Genomic DNA, 19,389 nt, shown 5'->3' with positions numbered 1-19,389 from the left:
CACCCTCCAGCTTGATTTTCTGGAAAGGGGATAGCTCAGATTTGGTTGTAAAAAGGTTCGTGACAACTAGCCGGTCTCGCCTGCCGCCATCATCCGACATTTGTCGAACGACGAAGCACTCTGCCGAAAGGGCCGCCGTTAGAATTGACGGTCGCTTTGAAACTTGCAGCCGGGCCCGCGACAACGGCTGGGACGAGCGAGTGGACAGGGCGAACAATGAACCAGAGGGGCAACAACAATGGGGTAGAGGGCCTCGAGGGGACCCGACATACTCCTAACTTCGTCGTCCACTTCCGGCGCAACGAGTTCTACGATCCGAGGTTTCCGCCTTTCTGGGAGCTGACGGTGTCGAACTCCAGGCATTCGTACCGGGTCATGGTCGGCATCCCTGCCGATCAGCTCGACCTGGCAATCAAGAAACTGCCGGAGCCATCAGCCGAAAGGCAGGGAGTCGACTTCATGCAAGCCTACAAGGAGGTATACCTCCCCGACGACATCAGGCGGCTCACCGGCGAGAGCTTGTTGGGGTTCCTCATCTACAAGGTGAAGTTCGCGCCGCCAGAATCGCCGTTCGAAGAGGGGCGATACTACAACGATGCCGACCTTGCTCGCCCGATCACCCAAACCGAGGCGGACATCGCCGCTAACGACAGGCGCAAGGAAGCTCTGTTGAGAAGGCTTGACGCGGAGAGAGCCGCCCGGCGAATGCGCGATCATCGCGCGAAGATATCTATGTGAAGGGCCGCCCAACGCTCGCTCGGCAAGCTTTGGAAACGTGAACCGGCCTCAGCCTCGCGGTTCGAATAGTCTTGTTGCGATCGATAATTTCGTCCCTTGTTGGAGTACGCATTGGCCACCGTCGCGGTCATCGGCGCCTAAGAGAACCCGGCAACAGAGCTAGGCAGGCAGCCAGCGTAGCATCGTCCACGCAATACTCTTCCGGCTTTGTGCCGCTCAAGCCTTTGTGGGGCTGCCGCACCCAAAGGTCGGCGTAGTCGTCCCTCTTGAAGTCGGCGCGGGCAGCCTTGCGAAGCTTCGCCAAGGAATCCGCCTTGAGTTCCTCGCGCTCGATTTCAATCCGTTGGGCTTCGCGCCAACGGTCGAGTGCATCGACGGCTTTCCAGAAGTCAGCCTCGGATCGGCGCGCCATCGCCCTGGGCGACACCCCCTGGAGATCGTCCCGGGGGAGATCCATCCATCCTCCGGCCGCTTCCGCACCCATCGCGGCCGTTGCTGGCCTAAGCAACCTCGACTCCCTGTCGTCAGCCTCCCGTTTAACCGTCTCGGCCGCTTCCCGGTCCCTGCGATCTTCGGATTCGCGCCGCGACTTCTCCCTGTCGGCAACCTCGTCGAGCACCGGAAGTCCCAATGTCATGCCGTCTGGCACGTGAGGCGGGTACGAGGACATGCCCTTGCTCAGTGTGGAGAGTCTCTCCACCAGCAGATCGAAGCTGTCCTCGGTTTCGGAAGCGACGGTGGCAGCCGGGATTGTCCCGTCGCCGATGTCCGAGGTGAGCCAGGTGCGGAAATCGAAATTTTCCTTGTGGGCCTTCCTGACGCGCAGGAGGATTCGGTCGACGAGCTGATTCAATTCCTCTGTCCGCCGGGCCGGACGTTCCCTTGTCTCGATCGCGAAGCGTATCGTCGTGCGGAGCAACCGCCCGCCGTGGAGCCTGCGACCTGGACCCGACACCATAAGCATGCCGGCCTTCTTCATCTTCTCAATGAATTCGGCCAATGCCTCCCAAGGAGTCACGATGTCGCCGGCCACGCGACGCAGTCCGTCAGCGACCTCGTCGCTCACGAATGCCAAAGGACGCGCGACCCAGCCTTCTTTCTTGATAGCCGCATAGGCTTCCTTGACGGTGAAGCCATTCTCCGCGACCAGGCCGAACTGCAGAAGGACTAAGGACTTCCACTCCTGTTCCCTCACGGCGAATCCGATAGCCCGCCGCCCCGGGGAAACGGCGTCCGCCAGGCCACGCAGGGCTGCGGCCTCCTCCCACGCCCCCACCGTGCTGGCCGGACCCGGCAACGTCGGTAGCTTTGCAAGCAGCTCACGCGCCTTTTCATCAATGGCGGCCAGTCTCTCGCGCTCAAGTTCCGCCAGTCGGTTCCTGGCAGCTGGAATCTTTGGATTGTGGAGCCAGACCCGTGGCGCTTCAGTCAGGATTGCGTTCCCGAGCTCCGCCAGCGGGCAGTCCCGGTAACGGGAAAGATCGATCTCAATCGCACCCACGCCCAGGCGCCTGAGTTTCTCCAGCTTCTCCGAGTCGCAACCGTGCGTGACCTTGAACTCGACATAGAGAATGCGGTCTCCTTTCCGGCAGACCACGTCAGGGACGATGTCACCTTCCCGCTTTTCGAGCACGGCGTCGTCGAACTCGAACTCTTGTTCCTTCACCACTACAACTGAGTGCCGGCCATCGCTCTCCGTCAGGCCCTCTAGTCGCAACTTGAGTGCCCGTTGAAGTGTCTCCTTGGCGAACTTGTGGAGCGCAGTCTCGCCTGCGGAACTGCAGGTCGCCCCATCCGCTTCGGCCGCATGCTGGAAATGTCGCCTATAGGGTCCCTTGTGCGCGATCACGCGCCTACCACAACCAGAGCAAACGCATCGGCATGCAAGACCTGATTCAACATCATCGATATGGACTGGCAAACCTGTGTCGATGAGTTCCGCGACAAGTCGCTTGCCGTCCGCTGTGCAAGACACCAATTCGGCAAGGGTGATCGGAGTCTCCCGCCGAGCGCCCACAATTTCTTCGCTGCTACCTCGCTCCATCCCCGACATGGCGCCACGCTTCCTAATGCGATTGCTCGCGATCGAGGCTGGGGTTTCTTTCTGCAACGGCCGAATTCAGCCGTGCTGATCGAACAATCCTCCCGCGACCGCCCCGATCTCTTTCCCTATGTTCGCGCGCGCCTTGGCCCATAGCCTTCTCAAAAGTGGCTCAGGGACCATTCCGTCGAACCTCGCCGTCTCGAGGTTCTCGACGAACTCCGAAACGGACTGAATATCTGGTGGGCGCTCGGCTACCTGGCGAAGGACCGCTTCGGCTTCTTCAGGCGTAGTCTCCAGAACTGTCACGCCCACTTCGTGCGGCGCGCATTCAAGACCTGCCGAAACCAGCGTGAAGGCGAGAACGGCATTGGCTTCAGTACCTCTCCAGGTCAGGACGTGCGTATCGTTCCCTGCCGGCAGGAATCGGGTCTGCCGCAATCCGAGCTCCAGATAGGCTTCCCTCCCCTGGCGCAGGAAGTCGGCGGCGGCCATGTCGAGATACGCTGGAACGTCGTCACCTTCCAGCACCGCCCGCATCTCGGCCGATAGCCTGTCGTGGACGGGTTCGCTCATCACGTTGTCGAACTGAGGAATCTTTCCGGACCGATGCCGCTCGACCTCGAGCACCTTGCTGCGGTCGTCCACCGATGCGATGCGCCAGCGCTGCCCGGCGAACGCGATCACCACTCCAACAGCGACCGGGTTCGAGATCGGGATGGCGCCAAGCGTTCGCCCGCCGCAGACGATCCGCCACTCCTCGTCCGTCGAAAACACGGCATAGAAGTCACGGCCAGCCGTAAGCCGCTCCCCGATTTCACCGAGCATGACGGTACCATCAGGCGCCTGCTCCAGCAGCCGATTGTCCGCCGAAGCCATGCCGCGCAGCAGATCGACATAGTCGCCCTTTCCCAAAACGGAAAGCGGACCGCCCGAGCATATCGTCTCGAAAAGGCGATCAGCGCGCAGCCCGCCCTCCTGTGCGATCACGGAGAGCGTCTGGTGAAGCGCAACCGTCGCAACGGCGTCGACGACGGAAGGTGGCTCGACGAACTTCGCGACGAGCAGGCGCACGGCGGCAACTGCACGTACCGTCTCCAGCCTCAGATGATCGAGTGGGTCGGAATCCTGTCCGAGATTTCGTTCCCGCACGTACATGCGAAGGATTGCAGGAACGCCGCGCCGCCGGCCGCTGCGTCCCAGACGTTGGCGAAGCGACGCGAGGGATCGCGGCGCCCCGACCTGGGCCACGGACTTGATCGATCCGATATCGATGCCGAGTTCCAGCGTCGTCGTCGCGACCGCCGTCGTGGGCAGGTTGGACTGCTTCAGCCTGTCTTCGAGCTCCTCGCGCAATTCCTTCGAGAGGCTGCCATGATGGGGAAAGAACTCGTTCGGAACACCGCCATTCTCGGATCGCGTCCGCAATCTGTCCGCCAGGGCTTCCACGCGCCTACGCGACCCGGCGAATACAAGGTTGTTCGCTCCGCGAAGCGTCGCGAACATATGGTCGGCGATGAAGTCGAGCGCGACTGGCTTCTCCTCCGCCTCCAGCCCGTCGATCTCTTCGGCGTCCTCGCCATCCGCGTACGCCCGCACCTGGAGCCTTAGCTCAGGAGCGTCGGCCGAGGACTCCACGATCGAAACGGACGATGGCGATGCCGGGTTCAGCCAGCCGGCGGCAACGGACAGGTCGCCTATCGTGGCCGACAGCCCGATCCTCCTTGCTGGTTCCACGGACAAGGCATCGAGCCGCCGCAGCAAGGTCGCCAGGTGGAGGCCGCGCGGCCCGCTCAGAAAGGCATGCAGTTCATCGATGACGATGAAGTCCAACGTGCCCAGCATCCTCCTCGCATCGCCAGGACGACGCAGGAGCATCGCCTCAATGGATTCCGGAGTTATCAGGACCACGCCGCGCGGATCGCGTCTCGTCCGCTGCTTGGCACCTTGCGGCGCATCCCCATGCCATCGGACGACATCGATCTCCATTCGCTCGCAGAGGTCGTCCAGGCGCCGGAACTGGTCGTTGATCAACGCCTTGAGCGGGCTCACGTAGAGCACCGACACTCCCGGCTCCGTCCGCGCCGCCACTTTCGTCAGGATTGGCAAGAAGGCGGCTTCCGTTTTCCCAGCCGCCGTGGCGGCCGCGATCAGGACGTCGTTCCCGCCGCCCAGGATCGCGGCGATCGCCTTGTCCTGGACATCGCGGAGTTCCTCCCACTTACGCTCCCAGATCCAGCGCCGGATCGTTTCGTGAAGCCTGTCGAATCCGGAGGGCGCTTCAGAGCCTGACGGTGGCAAGATCCTCATCCCCACCCGCGGTTTCGCCCTCGCTCTCGTCCGCCGAAGAGCTTTCGGCATCCGGCGCGATATCGACGCCGCCCACCAGGCTCGCCCATTCGGTTCCAGGATTCTGCTCAAGGATTGCCAGAAACTGCACGAACGCCTTTATCGTGTTCCGCGGCGTCCTGAAGTAGGCGTCGCCGACGTGCTTGTTGCAATGCTCCATGAACGCTGGAAGGGCTTCGTCCGGAACGAGATTCTTGGCCGGGTCGCCGGAGGCAAACACGCCTCGGATATTTGAAAGAAGGATCAGAAGGTCCTCGGGCGTGAGGCTTTGGAGGCGCAGCACCGGACCGGAAAGATCGACCAGGCCGCTCGTCGCAAACGCATTCTCGGAAAGGCGGGACTGCAGGGCGGAGTAGCTGTAAAGGCCCCGGCGGGTGTCCATGAGGAACTCCGGCGTGCCGCCGAACGCGAAACCGAAGCCGCCGAAATTGCCCTGAAGCACATCGTTGAGCATGCGCAGGACCTGCTCGAAATTCTGGTTGCGAGCCTGGGCGCTCTGAAGCTTGTACAGGTTCACCATTTCGTCGAAGACGACGAACAGTCCAGCGTATCCTGCAAGCTTCACGAACGCTGCCAGCAGCTTGAGGGAATCATAGACGTTGTCGTCATCGATGATGTTGCGGACGCCAAGCGCCTGGCGCGCCTCTGTCTTCGTGGAGTACTCTCCTCGCAGCCACCGGAGGGCCGAGGCCTTGAGGACCTCGTCGCCCTCCTCGCCTCCTTTCCAGTAGGCCTTCAGCACCGTCGCGTAGTCATAGCCGCCGACGTGTTCCTGCAGGTGCGCGAGACGCTGGTCGATGATGCGCTCGACAGGTACACTCGCTTGTCCCGCCTCCTGGATGCAGTCCGTCACGAAGCGCTCGACCACGCTCGGCAGTGCGCCGCCGTCGGGCCGGGTCCGCGTCGCCATGTTTCTGACGGCTTCGGCATAGAGTCCCCTCGCCTGGCCTGCCGTCGCATGAATCCTGCGGTCCGGCGCGAGGTCGGCATGGATCGTGACGCATTTGCGCTCGAGTGCAACCAGGCGCACGAGGTTGAGGAAGAACGTCTTGCCTGCCCCATATTCTCCGATCACGAAACGGATCGCGGCTCCGCCATCGCAGATGCGGTCGATATCGCGGACCAGAGCCCCCACCTCGGCCGCGCGGCCCACCTGCACATGACGAAGTCCCGTCTTGGGGACGACCCCGGCGGCGAGCGCCTGCAGAATGGCGTCGCGATCCCGCGTCTTGATAGTCGTCGAAGCCGTCATGCTTCCACCCTCACCTGTTGCAGTTTGTCCCTGAGATGCTCGGCGACCGAAACGCGTTCGTCGCCATCGACTAATGGTTCGTCGAACCTGTCGAAGCCCCATTCGTTTATCGTTTCGATCGCTCCGTCAGGCAACAGCCGAAGCTTCCGTGCCTCGTCTTCGAACGCCTGCCGGTCAAGTCCGCCGCTCTCGGCCAGAAGGCTCAGCAACGTGGCATGAGCGCCATCGAGACCGGCGAACTTCCCTTCCGAAGCTACAGGTTCCCTGACCTGAGGCGGAGAGGCTGTCGGCTCCTCTTCGATGAAGATGCCCGCGAGAAGCTCCGACACGGCCGAGGTCTCCGATTTGATCCGCTCCAGGCGACCATGATCTATCCTGACACCGCCCGAGGGGGATGCAGGAGGCTGCGCGGGGATCGGAACGCCGGTTGCCCGCGTCTCCGGAGCGACGGCGACGGGCTCGTCCAACGCGACCGACCCGCGATGGAGGGCGGAATACAGATCGTCCACCGGGTAGCCGAGCGCCTTGTACAGCCGCTCGAGGAACTTGACCTCGTCAGGAGCCGCGTGGCCATCCGCCAGGACTGCCGACAAGGCCGCCCGGACGACGCTGGCACGGGCATCCGCACCGATGTTGCCCAATTTCTTGATGGCGGATTGCTGCGCTGCCGGGTCCCTGAGAAGCGTGCTGGCGTACGCCATGAGCCTTCCGCGCTCGACGCCGCCCACGCCGGGGAACGAACGGATGTCCGCCTTGATCGACTCGAATTCGCTGGGCTCGACCTTTCCGTCGGAAACGGCTGCCAGCGCCGCCACCTCCACCATCGCTCTGGCGGCACCATAGGCGGCGGACTCGCCGTCCACGGGCGCTCCTTCCTTCGCCTTGAACAGCAGGATATAGCCGTCGGCTTCCAGGCCGCGCGAGCCGTACCTGCGGTCCGGCTCGAACCCGACATCCAGCTTGTCCATCAAGGCGCCGATCTGGTTGCACAGGCCGGCGCCGAGTTTTCCCTTGGGCGGGATTTCCATTCCCAGGGCTTGCGCCAGTCGCGCCACCTTGACCCCTGCGATCCTGTGATCGCCAAAAAGACCGTCAACGCGCTTGAGCGCCGCGGCTCCGGTCCCCGAGCCGGACGTCAGGATCTCCTTGGGCAACAGGAAAGCTGCCTCGACGGTGTCCTTTGCCTCAGGTTTCTTCCCAAGAAGACGGCTGTAGGCGGCAAGCTCGTCGGTACAGGCGTTGAGAAGGTCTCTCAGTCCATCGATTGGCGCGGAAAGGGCAGCGACATCGGGAAGCGGTCCGAGCTCGCTATCCGACAGGTCCACCCTGCCCCCGAAGCCTCCGCTCGCCGCTCTGTATTCGACTTTGATCTTGGTCCTTGGCGAATTGACCTTCAGCCCGTCCGGATAGCGCGACGCGAACCGCACGTGCCACAGTTCGGCGAGTTCCTCGAAGCATCTGGATGCGGGCGTGCGGAGCTGCGTGTCCGGAAGGGACAATACCCACAGAAGCGCGTCGGTGCTGTCGAAAGGAAGCTTGGAGCCCAGCTTTCGTCCGAGATGCAGCCTTACGGACAGCGGCATCTCGTAGCCGCTCCTCAGATCCGGCGAGAGTGCCGGGCGGGAGATGTCCGGGTTCGCCATCAAATCCGCCACGTCCAGGAACTTCGACGCGTAGCCCTTAAAGGAGTAGTTCTCGCCATGGAGCGCGAGAAGGCGCCGGACCTCCGCTGCCATCGCCGACGCCTCGTTCCTCGCCTCGTCGATGAAGAGACGACGTTCGAGGCCATAGAAGAATATGAAAATGTAGCCTATGCCGATCGAAGGATCGTTCCTGCCCCCTGCAAGCCATTCGAGGTAGGTCCGGCGCGCCCCCGGGGAGATCGAATGATATGATGGCCAATAAGGCAACGTGTTGCCTTCAGGGTCACCTCTTATGGAGCCGACCTGACAAGTTGGATCAACCAGGCAGTTTTCTGCACCGGGTTTTCCGGCGAAGGATCCGCCGAGATAGAACATGCCGGAGTTGATTGAGACTCCGGCCACCCGAACGCCTTCTCCAGAAGCTATCCATTTCGCCGGAAGCTTGGGCTGGCGGCCGCTATCGCCTGCGAGCATGCTAGCCGTGACCGGGCGCCGTTCCCACTGGTTGCTTCCATCAGTGAAGCGCCTGTCGGGGTGAGATCGAGGGTCCTGCCAAGGCTGCTTCGGGGGGTCAGCGCGATCGTTCTTCGAAGCAAGCCTTTCCGCAGCAGGTTGGCGCAACCTCTGTGGTGTCGCCTCCGCGAGATTTTGCTTGCTTCCCCGATAGATCAGCCACGCAACCAACGCCGCGCCGATCAGGAACCAGCCCATAGTCGTCCCCCCGGACCCTCAGGATTTTACGTCGATATCATGGCATGGTCTGCGGGTATCGGACAATCTTCGAATGAAGATTGCTAACGACGGCAAACAACTTCGATGACGAAGAGCACCTTCCTTGGTCATCACCGCAAAAGAGAGCCGGACAATAGGGCTGCGTGGCGACCACGCGAGTACCACGCATCCCATTATCTTGCGGCTTCCGTGTGCCGCTACGTGGCGAAAGTTTCTCCCGCTAGGGTTTATTGACGACAGGGAATGGAAATAGGCTCCGCAGCAGCAATGGGGGACGCGGGTATGCAGCTGGTTGCAGGCGAACTTCGACTTAGCGCGAGTGACTTGGTAGGCCATCTAAGTTGCCATCATCTGAGCGTCCTTGACCGGGCCGTTGCGGAGGGACAGCTCGCAAAGCCAACCTACTGGGACCCGCAACTGGAAGTTCTGCGGGAGCGCGGTGCTGTGCATGAACGGAACTTCGTGCAGCATTTGATCGACAGCGGATTGGAGACAACACGAATCGTTGGCGTCGATATCTCCGACGCAGCCGTTGCAGCGACCCTCCGGTCTATGGCAGCAGGCACCGACGTCATCGTCCAGGGAGCGCTACGCCACGGTCGCTGGGGCGGTCGAGCCGACATCCTGCGGCGTGTGGAGAAGCCGAGTAACTTTGGCTCCTGGTCGTACGAGGTGCTCGATACCAAGCTCGCACGGGAAACCAAAGCGGGAACGGTGCTCCAGCTCTGCCTCTATTCTGACCTGCTGGAGCAGGCGCAAGGCCTAGCGCCGGATCACATGCATGTGGTCGCCCCGTGGTCCGATTTCCTGCCGCAGACTTTCCGCTTCGCCGACTATGCGGCCTACTATCGCCAGGCGAAGCGTCGGTTCGAGCAGTCGCTCGAGCAGGAGGATGTCCCAGCCACGTATCCCGACCCGACCGCTCATTGCGACATTTGCCGCTGGCACGACACTTGCGATGGCAAGAGGCGAGAGGACGACCATCCCTCCCTGATTGCGAGCGTCACGAAAGTGCAGAGCAACGAGTTCGCGCTTCACGGAGCCTCGACGATGGCGGGCATAGCAGCGCTCCCCCTCCCCCTTCCCTGGCGTCCCGAACGCGGGTCGGTCGGCTCTTACCACCGCGTGCGGGAACAGGCGCGCATACAGGTCGAGGCCCGGGAAACCGGAACGCGAAGATTCGAGATGCTTGAGATCGAGCCGGGGTTCGGACTGGCGCGCCTTCCTGAACCGTCGGACGGCGACATCTTCCTGGACCTCGAAGGTGATCCATTCGTGGGAGAGCACGGCCTCGAATATCTCTTCGGCTACCTGTTCAGCGACGAACAGCGCCAAAGCGTCTATCGCGGCGAGTGGGCTTTAAGCCGCGCTGAAGAACGGCAGGCTTTCGAGCGGTTCGTCGATTTCGTTATGGCGCGCTGGGAGATGCATCCGGACCTGCACATCTACCATTACGCGCCATATGAGCCAGCGGCCCTCAAGCGCTTGATGGGGAGGTACGGCACGCGAGAAGACGAAATTGACCGGATGCTACGCGCGGAGCTCTTCGTCGACCTCTATTCGGTGGTTCGCCATGCCATTCGCGCCAGCGTCGAGAGCTACTCCATCAAGCGTCTTGAACCTTTCTATGGCTTCGCAAGGCAAGTGCCGCTCCCGGAGGCGAACAGCGCGCTCACGAATTTTCAGGCCAATCTCGAGCTCGGCGATGCCACGTCCATCAGCGAGGAAACCCGTGTGGCCGTGCGAGGTTACAACGAGGATGACTGCCTCTCGACGGCTGCCCTCCGCTCATGGCTGGAGGATCGACGGGCCGATTTCATCGCCGCCGACGTGGATATCCCACGGCCCGCACGCGGGGATGACGGCGCCCCGAACGAGAACGTCGCCGCCTGGCTTGCGCGCATCGCTCCCGTTATCGAGCAGCTTCTGCAAGGGATCCCTGAGGATCCTGCCGATCGCTCGGAAGAGCAGCAGGCGCGTTGGCTGCTTGCCAACTTGCTGGATTGGCATCGGCGGGAAGCCAAAGCGACCTGGTGGGAGCTCTTTCGCCTTGCGGCCGTATCAGCCGAAGAGCTCCTCGACGAACGGGCGGGGCTGTCGGGGCTTGTGTTCGTCGGGGAAGCCGGCGGAACGGCTCGGGCGCCCATCCATCGCTACAGTTACCCGAAGCAGGAGACTTCCTTGCGCGGTGGCGAAGACCTTCGCAATTGCGGCGGCGAGAAGCTCGGATCAGTCGCAGCGATTTCGCTTGAGGAGCGGACGGTCGACATAAAGAAGCGGCAAGACAGCGCGACCCTCCAACCTCAAGCCGTTTTCGCCCACAAGGTCGTGGGGGCCGAGGTAATTGCGAAGGCGCTCCTCCGCATTGGCGAGCACGTTGTGGCGAACGGGATCGAAGGCCCCGGCCCGTACCAGGCCGCGCGGGATCTTCTGTTGAGGCGGCCGCCTCCCGTCGGCGGGCAGCTCATCAGGGAGGCCGGCGAGAGCACGCTGGATGCCGCGTTGCGGCTGGCAGGGCATCTCGGTGAAGGGGTCTTGCCCGTCCAGGGACCGCCGGGCGCTGGAAAAACCTTCACGGCGGCTCGAATGATCTGCGCCCTCGTGCGGCAGGGCAAGACGGTCGGGATCACCGCAAACAGCCACAAGGTCATCCGGAACCTCATCGACAAGGTCATCGAGGAAGCCGATAGCCTCGGCGTCGATCTCCAGTGCTGTCACAAGGCCGACGAGGAAGAAGAAGAACACCATCGCCTGACCATCGCCCGCCGCAGCGAAGACCTCATCGCGGCGATCGGCCATGGCGTACACCTCGGAGGAGGAACGGCATGGCTCTGGTCGCACCCCGACGCCTTTGAGGCGGTCGACGTGCTTTTCGTCGACGAGGCGGCCCAGATGGCCCTCCCGAACGTGCTCGCCGTCTCGCAGGCTGCGAAGACGCTTGTCCTCGTGGGTGACCCGCAACAGCTCGACCAGCCGATTCAGGGCAGCCACCCTGACGGCTGTGATGTGTCAGCCCTCGACCACATCCTCGACGGCGCCCAAACCATTCCGGCGGATCGCGGCCTGTTCCTCGACGAAACGTGGCGGCTGCACCCCGACATCTGCAGGTTCACGTCCGAGCTTTTCTACGCGGGGGAACTCCATCCTCGCCAAGGACTCGCGGGCCAGCTAATTAGTGGCTCGACACGCTTGTCTGGCGCGGGTCTGCGGTGGCTGCCCGTAGCGCATAGCGGCAATCAGAGCAATTCGGCGGAAGAGGCAGAGGCAATCGCGGGCCTAGTGATGGAAGTCACCGCCGCCGGCATTTGCTGGACGGATCGCCTCGGGAACGTTCGTCCGCTCACGCTCGACGACATCCTCATCATCGCGCCCTTCAATGCCCAAGTGTTCGAGATCCAAAAGCGCCTGCCCGGCGCGCGGGTCGGTACGGTAGACAAGTTTCAGGGGCAGGAGGCGCCGATCGCCATCTATTCCACGGCGACTTCAAGCCCGGCCGACGCACCGCGCGGCATGGAGTTCCTATACAGCCTCAACCGCTTGAATGTGGCGACGTCCCGGGCGAAATGCGTGTGCGTCCTGGTGTCGTCTCCGATCCTCTTCCAAGCCGAGTGCCGAACGCCTCGCCAGATGCAGCTGGCAAATGCCATGTGTCGGTATCTGGAGCTCGCAAGGCCGATTTGATCTTGGCATAGAAGGCCAGAGAGAGGCATAGCAAGTGGACATAGCAGCTTGGATCATCGACGCCCGGCGATCCACCGAGGCAGAACCGGACAACGAACTCTGAGACATTGCGTATGCATGACAAGCCGGTTGTCCGACCCGCCGAGCCGCAAGCCATGCGACACCGGCTGAAGTCGCGCTCAGGGGCTAGGAAAACATTTCCCAAACTCGGAGACCGCCCCTGCGCGAGTGTCCGAAATGGGGCCGTTACCGGACCGTCCAGCTTGGATCCAAAAGATCTGCAAGCTGCCGTTCGGCCGTGACCCCGCCATGCGCCGGGTTTTCTGGTGGCCTACGCCGCAGCCGATCTTCGAAGGGCTAGTCGTAATCGCGTCGTCATATCGCTCAGCGCAGCCCGCTGAAACGCGTAGACGATAATCGAGGAGAGAGGGCGGTTCCTCTCTCCTCGAGTTCTTACGGACGAACGCGGATGACCGTCTTCCCCGCGTGTCGCTCGCTCGCGTTGAAGGTTGCGACGGCCTCGTCGAGGGCCGAGACCTTGCCGATGTTCGTCCGCAGTCGTCCGTCCCGCACCCGCTGGACGATCTCACTCAGTTGGGCGCGATCCGCCTCGACGACGAAGTCGATTGTCAGGCCGTCTGCTGGCCTCACTGTGGTAGGCCCGACGACGGTCACCAGCGTTCCTCCGGCCCGGATCAGAGCTGCGGACCGCTTCTGGATGTCGCCGCCGATGACATCGAACACCAGATCGACACCGCCGACATCCTCCAGGGTGTCGTTCCCGAGGTCGACGAATTCATTTGCACCGAAATCGAGCGCCTTTTGGCGGTCGGCGGCGCGTCCGGTGCCGATGACATAGGCGCCGGCTTCCCGCGCAAGCTGCGTCACGACCGAACCGACGGCGCCGGCCGCGCCATGCGCCAGCACGCTCTGTCCCGCCTGAAGGCGGCCGTGCTGAAACAGGCCCTGCCATGCGGTCAGGCCCGAGATCGGCAGACTCGCGCCCACAGCGAAGTCGACATCGCCGGGCAATGGCGCGAGATTGCGTGCTTCCATTGCGACGTACTCGGCAAGTGTGCCGTCGCGATGCCAGTCCGACAGGCCGAACACCCGCTGACCGATCGACAGCCCCGTGGTGCCGTAGCCAAGCGCGGTGACCACACCGGCCAATTCATGGCCGAGGATCGATGGCGTCCGGTCGCGAAAGGCCCGATCCGCCCAGGTCGAAGGCCACTCCAGTTCGGTGTTGACGAATCCCGCCGCATGAACCTGAACGACGACGTCGTTTATCGCTGCCTGTGGTTCGGGCCGCACCACCAGCTTCATTCCGGCCGTTCCCGCAGTCTGGTCCGTCACAACGATTGCTTTCATGGGAATTGTCTCCTTGTTGGTTCGAGGTGAATTGCAGGCGTGGGAGGTCTTTTCGATCTCTCACGCAGTTGGCTATCGGTTCGGCACCTTGCGCGACGGACTTGATGTTGAATCGCTGCGTGATGCCGGCGATGGCGGGCGCTTCATCGTCAGAAGCTCCGTCACATCGTTCAACTCATCTGCCGATGAGACGGCAATCGTCAGCCATTTTCCGTCGATGTATGTTTTGGCTTCATCGTAGAGCTTGACCAATTGCGGGCGCCAGACATAACGCCGCTGCTCAAACTTCTCTCGTTCTGCTCCGCCCATGACCACGACAGCCGAAAACCGCCGGTATTCCGGCACCAAGGTGCAGAGCGCCTTGGTCTTCTTGTAGCGCAAGGACCAACCGCGGTTCTTGCCGCCGTAGAGCCAGTCCGGCGTAAAAACTCCGGGGTAGGATTCGTCGATCCAGTTCCGCAGCCCGGCCCAACGCTCGAACGCCTCCGGTCCGATCCATTCGCGGACGGCGCCGTCATCGGGCGGTGCTGATTTATCGGTGATCCTGTCGCCGATTTGGGGAGGCGTGCCGCCATCCGCGGCTATTGCTCTCGTAGGTGACATCATCAAAAGACCTCGTGCTTATAGTCCGGCGGACGCCAGAGGGTTCAGACGCGGGCGTGCCAAGAGTTTGCGGGCGCGCCCTCAGAATGCTGCTGCGACCCTCCCCAGAGCAGGGTGTGCATCGCGATATGGTCCACCGGCGCTTGCGAGCAATGCAGGCCAACCATCGACGCCTCGAAGCTCTCGCACGACGGTCAGATCGATCGCCGCCAAGGCCTTCTCTCTCGCCAACGCGGCCTTGTCCCCGTCAAGAAACGCGGTGGCCTGCACCGAGGGGAATTGCAGGGTCTTCAGCCCAATGGAGTTCAACGCCAGCGAGAGATACGGCGTGAGAAAATCGGGTTGGTTCGCTCGCTCGCCGGAGAAAACGCCACCGGAAGCGACACCGATAAACACCGGACGATCCCGGAGCATTCCCACCTTTCCGACCGGTGTCGACTTCATCGTGCGACCGACGCGCAGGATTTGATCGATCCAGGCCTTGAGGATCGAGGGAATGGTGGAGTTGTACATCGGCGTTCCGATGACAATCACATCGGCCGTCTCGACTTCCCGAATGAGCGCCTCGGAAACATCCACAGCGCCGTTTGGAGGTACCGCCAACGTGGCCGGCGTCGACAACGCAAATGCGTAGTCGGCCGCGGTGTGGGGCAACGGATCCGCTCCCAAATCACGTCGACTGATGTTCGCCCCGGGCATAACCTTGAGGAGCCTTTCGACGATCGCCGCCGAAAGCCGGCGGCTATGCGATTCTTGTCGCGGACTGACATCGATATGAAGAATGTTCATGTGATTGTTCCAATGGGTTCACGAGGTTGCGAGAGGACCGAGCTCAGATCGAGCCGGCCGGTATCACGGCGGGAAAGTCCTTCTCGTGATCGAACACGTTGTTGAAGAAGTTGGTCAGGGAATACATCGCCACCAATGCGACGATCTCGATGATGTTCGCATCCGTGTAGCCAACGTCGCGGACCGCTTGCAGGTCGGCATCAATGACGTGCCCCCGGGTCTCGATGACTTTGCGCGCGAACTGGAGAGCCGCGTCCCGCTTCGGGTCCTTGGCATGACCCTTGCGAGCGAGAATGACGTCATCCGCCGGCAACTTGGCCATATGTTCGGCCGTGAAGCTGTGAACCGTGAGGCAATAATTGCAACCGTTCACCTCGGAGACCGCGAGGCCGATGCTGTCACGCGTCTTCACGTCCAGAGCCTTGCTCAGCGAGCCGAGCAGAGTGGCCCAAGCGTTGAACGCGATCGGGCTCTGAGCGAAGGCCGCCATCATATTGGGTGTGAAACCGATATTCCTGCTGAAAGCGTCGATGGTCGGTTTGGATTCGGCCGGCACCTGTTCCGGCATCAGAACAGCAGTTCTTGCCATCGTAGTCTCCATAAGGTTCTGAAATAATTGGGAATTATGCAAAGTCCAGGACATCGGCCACGGGCATGCGCGGCTTCTGCGGCCAGTTGCCAGCTCGCTCCGGCCCGACGGTCAGCAGCATGACCGGCACTTCGTCTTCGGCCAGGCCGAACTCGCTGTGCACGTCCTCGGCGTCGAAGCCGATCATCGGCGTCGAACCCAGGCCCAGCGAACGGGCCGCGTAGATGATCGCCGCGGCGCCGAAGGTCGCGGAGCGCACGGCTTCGTCGCGCTGGCGCTGCGGCTGGTTGTCATACAGACCGCGAGCGGGGATTTCCCAGTCCGGCACCAGACGCGCCGGCATGATGCCTGCTTCCACCACGGGTGCCAGGCGGTCGGGGACGGTGCTGGCATCGGCCAGCTGGCCGATGATGATGAAGGTCACCGCGGCGTCGGTGATCGCGGGCTGATTCCAGGCGATCGGACGCAGCCTTGCCTTGGCTTCAGGCGAGCGTACGGCGATGAAGCGCCAGTTCTGCAGGTGGAAGGAGGTTGGCGCGGACGTGCCGATACGCACCAGGTCGCGGATCTGGTCGTCGCTCAGGGTGGCGGTAGCGTCGTAATACTTGGCGGCGCTGCGACTCAGGATGGTTTCGATGACGGCGTTGGTCGCGAAAGCGTTTTCGCTCTTCCCGGTCTCCCCGAAGATTTCGGCGGCTATGCGGGTCGCGATTCCGGTGATGGCAACGCTGGTGCAGTTCATTGGATGGCTCCCTTATCAAGTGATTACGGAAGCCAATTTACGGGCAGGAGTGATAAATTCGAGACTGAATCAGCTCAATATGATGCGCGAAAGGATCAAACTGCGCCTTCCAGATCCCAGACCGCGTCTTACCTGCTCTTGTGCGCCAGCCGCCGCCACTCCCCCGGCGTCATCCCCATCCTTTCGGCGAAGACATGCCGGAATGCCGAAACGGATTGATACCCAACTGTCTCGGCCACGGCCTCGGTGCTGATCGCTGGCTTCTTCAACTCGTTTGCGGCCAGACTCATGCGGAGATCAGTCAACAAATCGAGGGCGGAGCGACCCAGCTTATCCTGAAACTGGCGCATGAACGTGGCTCGTGACATGCCGCACAAATCGGCCAGATCGGGCAGCTTCCAAGCCCGTGCCGGATTGGCGAACATCGCGGCCATGGCTGGAGCAAGGCGCGGATGGCCGGCCAGGGCCAACAAGCCCTCCGGGGCCTTCCCCGATTGGCTCGCCGCGCGCAGGACCAATGTGAACATGGCCGATGAAAGCGCGTTGAGAATGGCGCGTCCTCCGGCTCGGTCGCCGGCTGACTCCATTCGCATCAGCCCGACAAGACCGGCAAGTTGATTGGAAGCGGACCCGATGCCTTCTTCCGCATGGCCGTCCGTTGCCCGCGCCACTAGATTTGTGGGCAGGTAGTTGCGGATCAGCCGGTCATGAGGCGGCGCGACGAAAAATCGCCCACACAGCAGATCCAGTTGCTCGCCCTGGCTGTCGTTCTCGCTCAGCATCCATCCGGCGGAGCCCACGCTTTCGTGCGTCCGGATTGGTGTTTGCCCGCTACCATCGTGCAGCACATGCGGCGCACCATGGGGGAGCAGCACGATATCTCCGGTCACCAGCTCCCGCGTCGTTTTCGACTCCGGATCCTCGAGAATGGCCCGACCATTGACTATGACGTGATACGGGATCTCGTTCGCCGCCGCTCGACCCCAGGCGACACGCCACGGCGCACCGTAGGCGCAGCGGACCTCGAGCTGGCCGCTAACGGTGATGATTTGCAAGAGATGGCTAAGCCAGTCCACTTCAGACATTTGACCTCGGAAACCGGAAACGGTGAAATATCTTATCGCAATTGTGCGTCGGTTCTACTTGTCCTTGTCCCTCACGTTTCCAAACCTGGCTCCAACCGCGCCTAGATCGTGAGCGAGCTGCGATGGAAACAAGGGGCCCGTATCAGACGCCACCATAACGTCCGGCTATCGACTCTATCGGGGTTTCGTTACGCATCGGAACGATCGGGAGTCGACAGGGCCGCCCAGCGGATCGACAGCTTTCAGGAAATCGCCGAGGTGACTTGAATGACCGAAATGCTGAAGGGTTTCGGGTGCCGTCAGGCGTACGAAAGCCTCTCATGCAGGAACCCGCGGGCAGCGGGCGGTGAGCTATGGGGATTTGTGTTTCGAGGTGTGCCAGCGGCTGTCGCGAACGTCCGCGCGCGGTGCTGTCGGCGCGTTGAGGAAGCAGCTTTCCGGCCAGGTCGGGGAGCCTGTCACGATAACGACGGTGGGGTTTGGGTGCCGGGAGACCGGCGCCACAGCGAAGCGCACATGTGTTTCCGTTGACCAGCGCCGACGCAGCGCGGTCGTGTAGCCAAACGGGCCATGCCGGGTCATGGGGCGGTCTCCCGGTTCGTCGTCCGTGCGCCCGGCGGTCCGCGCGGCTGTCTGCAGCGCTTGAACACCTCGATGACGATCATGCGTCCGCCGCAGCACCGGCACGGCGGGCGGAAGTCGTCCGGTTCCGCCGGCGGATCGTTCGTGATGGCAGGCGCGGCCGCAAGCAGTTGGCGGGCGAGCGCGAGGCTCGTTTTGCGAGAGCCGCCTGCAAGCAAGCCATAGTGGCGGATGCGATGGAAGCCGCGCGGCAGGACATGGAGCAGGAAGCGGCGGATGAACTCGTCGGTGGCGAGCGTCATGACCTGCTGCCGGTCGGCGCCGTCGCGGCGATAGTCCTTGTAGCGGAAGGTGACGCCAGCCTCTTCGAAGGCGATCAGACGGCGGTTCGAGATCGCGACCCGGTGCGTGTAGCGCGACAGATAGGCGAGCACTGCCTCCGGCCCGGCGAACGGCGCCTTGGCGTAGACCACCCAGCGCTTCTTCCGGACCGGCGAGAGATAGTGCAGGAAGGCCCGTCGCTCGGCGAGATGGACCATCGATCCGAAGAAGGCGAGCCGCCCAGCATCGTGAAGCGCGATCAGCCGGGTGAGGAACAGGCGGCGGAAGAGCTTGCCGAGCACGCGCACCGGAAGAAGGAAGGCCGAGCGCGACGAGACCCAGCGCGTCCCGTCGAGCGCGATGCCACCGCCCGGCACGATCATGTGGACGTGGGGATGGTGCGTCATTGCCGAGCCCCATGTGTGGAGCACGGCAGTGATGCCGATGCGCGCGCCGAGATGCTGGGGGTCCGCTGCTATCGTCAGCATCGTCTCCGACGCCGCACGAAACAGCAGGTCGTAGACCAGCGCCTTGTTCTGGAAGGCGAGGTCGGCGACCTCGGCCGGCAGCGTGAAGACGACGTGGAAGTAGCCGACCGGCAGCAGGTCGGCTTCCCGCTCGGCGAGCCAGGTCCGCGCCGCCGCGCCCTGGCACCTGGGACAGTGCCGGTTGCGGCAGCTGTTGTAGGCGATGCGCCACTGGCCGCAGTCCTCGCAGGCCTCGACGTGACCGCCAAGGGCTGCGGTGCGGCAGTTCTCGATCGCTGACATCACCTTGAGATGCTGCTGGCTCAGGTGCCCTGCATGGGCGGCCCGGTAGGCGGGCCCAGCAGCACGGAAGATGTCGGCAACCTCCAGGTCCGCGCGCACCG

Annotated in this window: 13 protein-coding genes; 2 read left to right on the top strand and 11 right to left on the bottom strand. The window is 62.7% G+C overall.

Going from position 1 to position 19,389, the window contains the following annotated elements; all coding sequences use genetic code 11:
* Positions 1 to 216: 216 nt before the first annotated feature.
* Positions 217 to 738: a hypothetical protein gene (locus EJ070_RS24635; protein ID WP_126093674.1), complete on the top strand. Its 522-nt coding sequence runs from the start codon at positions 217 to 219 to the stop codon at positions 736 to 738.
* A gap of 127 nt (positions 739 to 865) precedes the next feature.
* Here the strand turns inward: EJ070_RS24635 and EJ070_RS24630 are convergent, their stop codons facing one another.
* The 4 genes from EJ070_RS24630 to EJ070_RS24615 form a co-directional block, all read right to left on the bottom strand.
* Positions 866 to 2,587, bottom strand: a complete 1,722-nt coding sequence (locus tag EJ070_RS24630) for a hypothetical protein (RefSeq protein WP_126093673.1) — start codon at positions 2,585 to 2,587, stop codon at positions 866 to 868.
* 270 nt (positions 2,588 to 2,857) lie between these two features.
* Positions 2,858 to 5,080 (bottom strand): DEAD/DEAH box helicase, encoded by a 2,223-nt coding sequence (locus EJ070_RS24625; RefSeq protein ID WP_245464665.1) that lies wholly within the window; start codon positions 5,078 to 5,080, stop codon positions 2,858 to 2,860.
* Complete coding sequence (locus EJ070_RS24620; protein ID WP_126093671.1) at positions 5,061 to 6,380, bottom strand: ATP-binding protein; 1,320 nt, start codon at positions 6,378 to 6,380, stop codon at positions 5,061 to 5,063. Before EJ070_RS24620 ends, EJ070_RS24625 begins: the two co-directional genes overlap by 20 nt.
* Positions 6,377 to 8,734 carry a TerB N-terminal domain-containing protein gene (locus EJ070_RS24615; RefSeq protein ID WP_126093670.1) on the bottom strand — a complete coding sequence of 786 codons (2,358 nt, stop codon included), beginning with the start codon at positions 8,732 to 8,734 and terminating at the stop codon, positions 6,377 to 6,379. The genes EJ070_RS24620 and EJ070_RS24615 overlap by 4 nt, the downstream gene beginning before the upstream one ends.
* A 303-nt stretch (positions 8,735 to 9,037) precedes the next feature.
* Here EJ070_RS24615 and EJ070_RS24610 point away from each other — a divergent pair, with 303 nt between their 5' ends.
* The gene (locus EJ070_RS24610) at positions 9,038 to 12,436 is read left to right on the top strand and encodes a TM0106 family RecB-like putative nuclease (protein ID WP_126093669.1); all 3,399 of its coding nucleotides are present in this window, start codon (positions 9,038 to 9,040) and stop codon (positions 12,434 to 12,436) included.
* A 453-nt stretch (positions 12,437 to 12,889) separates the two neighbouring features.
* Here EJ070_RS24610 and EJ070_RS24605 read toward each other — a convergent pair whose 3' ends face one another.
* The 7 genes from EJ070_RS24605 to EJ070_RS24575 form a co-directional block, all read right to left on the bottom strand.
* The gene (locus EJ070_RS24605; RefSeq protein WP_126093668.1) at positions 12,890 to 13,807 is read right to left on the bottom strand and encodes an NADP-dependent oxidoreductase; all 918 of its coding nucleotides are present in this window, start codon (positions 13,805 to 13,807) and stop codon (positions 12,890 to 12,892) included.
* Positions 13,808 to 13,879: 72 nt separating this feature from the next.
* Positions 13,880 to 14,413 (bottom strand): DUF3788 domain-containing protein, encoded by a 534-nt coding sequence (locus EJ070_RS24600; protein WP_245464962.1) that lies wholly within the window; start codon positions 14,411 to 14,413, stop codon positions 13,880 to 13,882.
* Positions 14,414 to 14,491: 78 nt separating this feature from the next.
* Positions 14,492 to 15,199, bottom strand: a complete 708-nt coding sequence (locus tag EJ070_RS24595; protein WP_126093667.1) for an NAD(P)H-dependent oxidoreductase — start codon at positions 15,197 to 15,199, stop codon at positions 14,492 to 14,494.
* A 43-nt stretch (positions 15,200 to 15,242) separates the two neighbouring features.
* Positions 15,243 to 15,788: a peroxidase-related enzyme gene (locus tag EJ070_RS24590; protein ID WP_126093666.1), complete on the bottom strand. Its 546-nt coding sequence runs from the start codon at positions 15,786 to 15,788 to the stop codon at positions 15,243 to 15,245.
* Positions 15,789 to 15,822: 34 nt separating this feature from the next.
* Positions 15,823 to 16,530, bottom strand: a complete 708-nt coding sequence (locus tag EJ070_RS24585; RefSeq protein ID WP_245464664.1) for a nitroreductase family protein — start codon at positions 16,528 to 16,530, stop codon at positions 15,823 to 15,825.
* 128 nt (positions 16,531 to 16,658) lie between these two features.
* On the bottom strand, positions 16,659 to 17,615 hold the full coding sequence (locus EJ070_RS24580) for an AraC family transcriptional regulator (protein WP_126093665.1): 957 nt from the start codon (positions 17,613 to 17,615) through the stop codon (positions 16,659 to 16,661).
* A gap of 578 nt (positions 17,616 to 18,193) precedes the next feature.
* Entirely contained in the window at positions 18,194 to 19,387 is a 1,194-nt protein-coding gene (locus EJ070_RS24575) for an IS91 family transposase (RefSeq protein ID WP_126093664.1), read from the bottom strand.
* Positions 19,388 to 19,389: the final 2 nt, after the last annotated feature.

The organism is Mesorhizobium sp. M1E.F.Ca.ET.045.02.1.1, assembly GCF_003952485.1.
Taxonomy (GTDB): domain Bacteria; phylum Pseudomonadota; class Alphaproteobacteria; order Rhizobiales; family Rhizobiaceae; genus Mesorhizobium.
This window is presented reverse-complemented; position numbering and strand designations above follow the sequence as displayed.

What these genes read in the sequence shown, in the direction of transcription:
- EJ070_RS24635 (WP_126093674.1), top strand. Translation starts at nt 217, where the DNA reads ATGAACCAGAGGGGCAACAACAATGGGGTAGAGGGCCTCGAGGGGACC.
- EJ070_RS24620 (WP_126093671.1), bottom strand. Translation starts at nt 6,380, where the DNA reads ATGACGGCTTCGACGACTATCAAGACGCGGGATCGCGACGCCATTCTG.
- EJ070_RS24615 (WP_126093670.1), bottom strand. Translation starts at nt 8,734, where the DNA reads ATGGGCTGGTTCCTGATCGGCGCGGCGTTGGTTGCGTGGCTGATCTAT.
- EJ070_RS24610 (WP_126093669.1), top strand. Translation starts at nt 9,038, where the DNA reads ATGCAGCTGGTTGCAGGCGAACTTCGACTTAGCGCGAGTGACTTGGTA.
- EJ070_RS24605 (WP_126093668.1), bottom strand. Translation starts at nt 13,807, where the DNA reads ATGAAAGCAATCGTTGTGACGGACCAGACTGCGGGAACGGCCGGAATG.
- EJ070_RS24600 (WP_245464962.1), bottom strand. Translation starts at nt 14,413, where the DNA reads ATGATGTCACCTACGAGAGCAATAGCCGCGGATGGCGGCACGCCTCCC.
- EJ070_RS24595 (WP_126093667.1), bottom strand. Translation starts at nt 15,199, where the DNA reads ATGAACATTCTTCATATCGATGTCAGTCCGCGACAAGAATCGCATAGC.
- EJ070_RS24590 (WP_126093666.1), bottom strand. Translation starts at nt 15,788, where the DNA reads ATGGCAAGAACTGCTGTTCTGATGCCGGAACAGGTGCCGGCCGAATCC.
- EJ070_RS24585 (WP_245464664.1), bottom strand. Translation starts at nt 16,530, where the DNA reads ATGAACTGCACCAGCGTTGCCATCACCGGAATCGCGACCCGCATAGCC.
- EJ070_RS24580 (WP_126093665.1), bottom strand. Translation starts at nt 17,615, where the DNA reads ATGTCTGAAGTGGACTGGCTTAGCCATCTCTTGCAAATCATCACCGTT.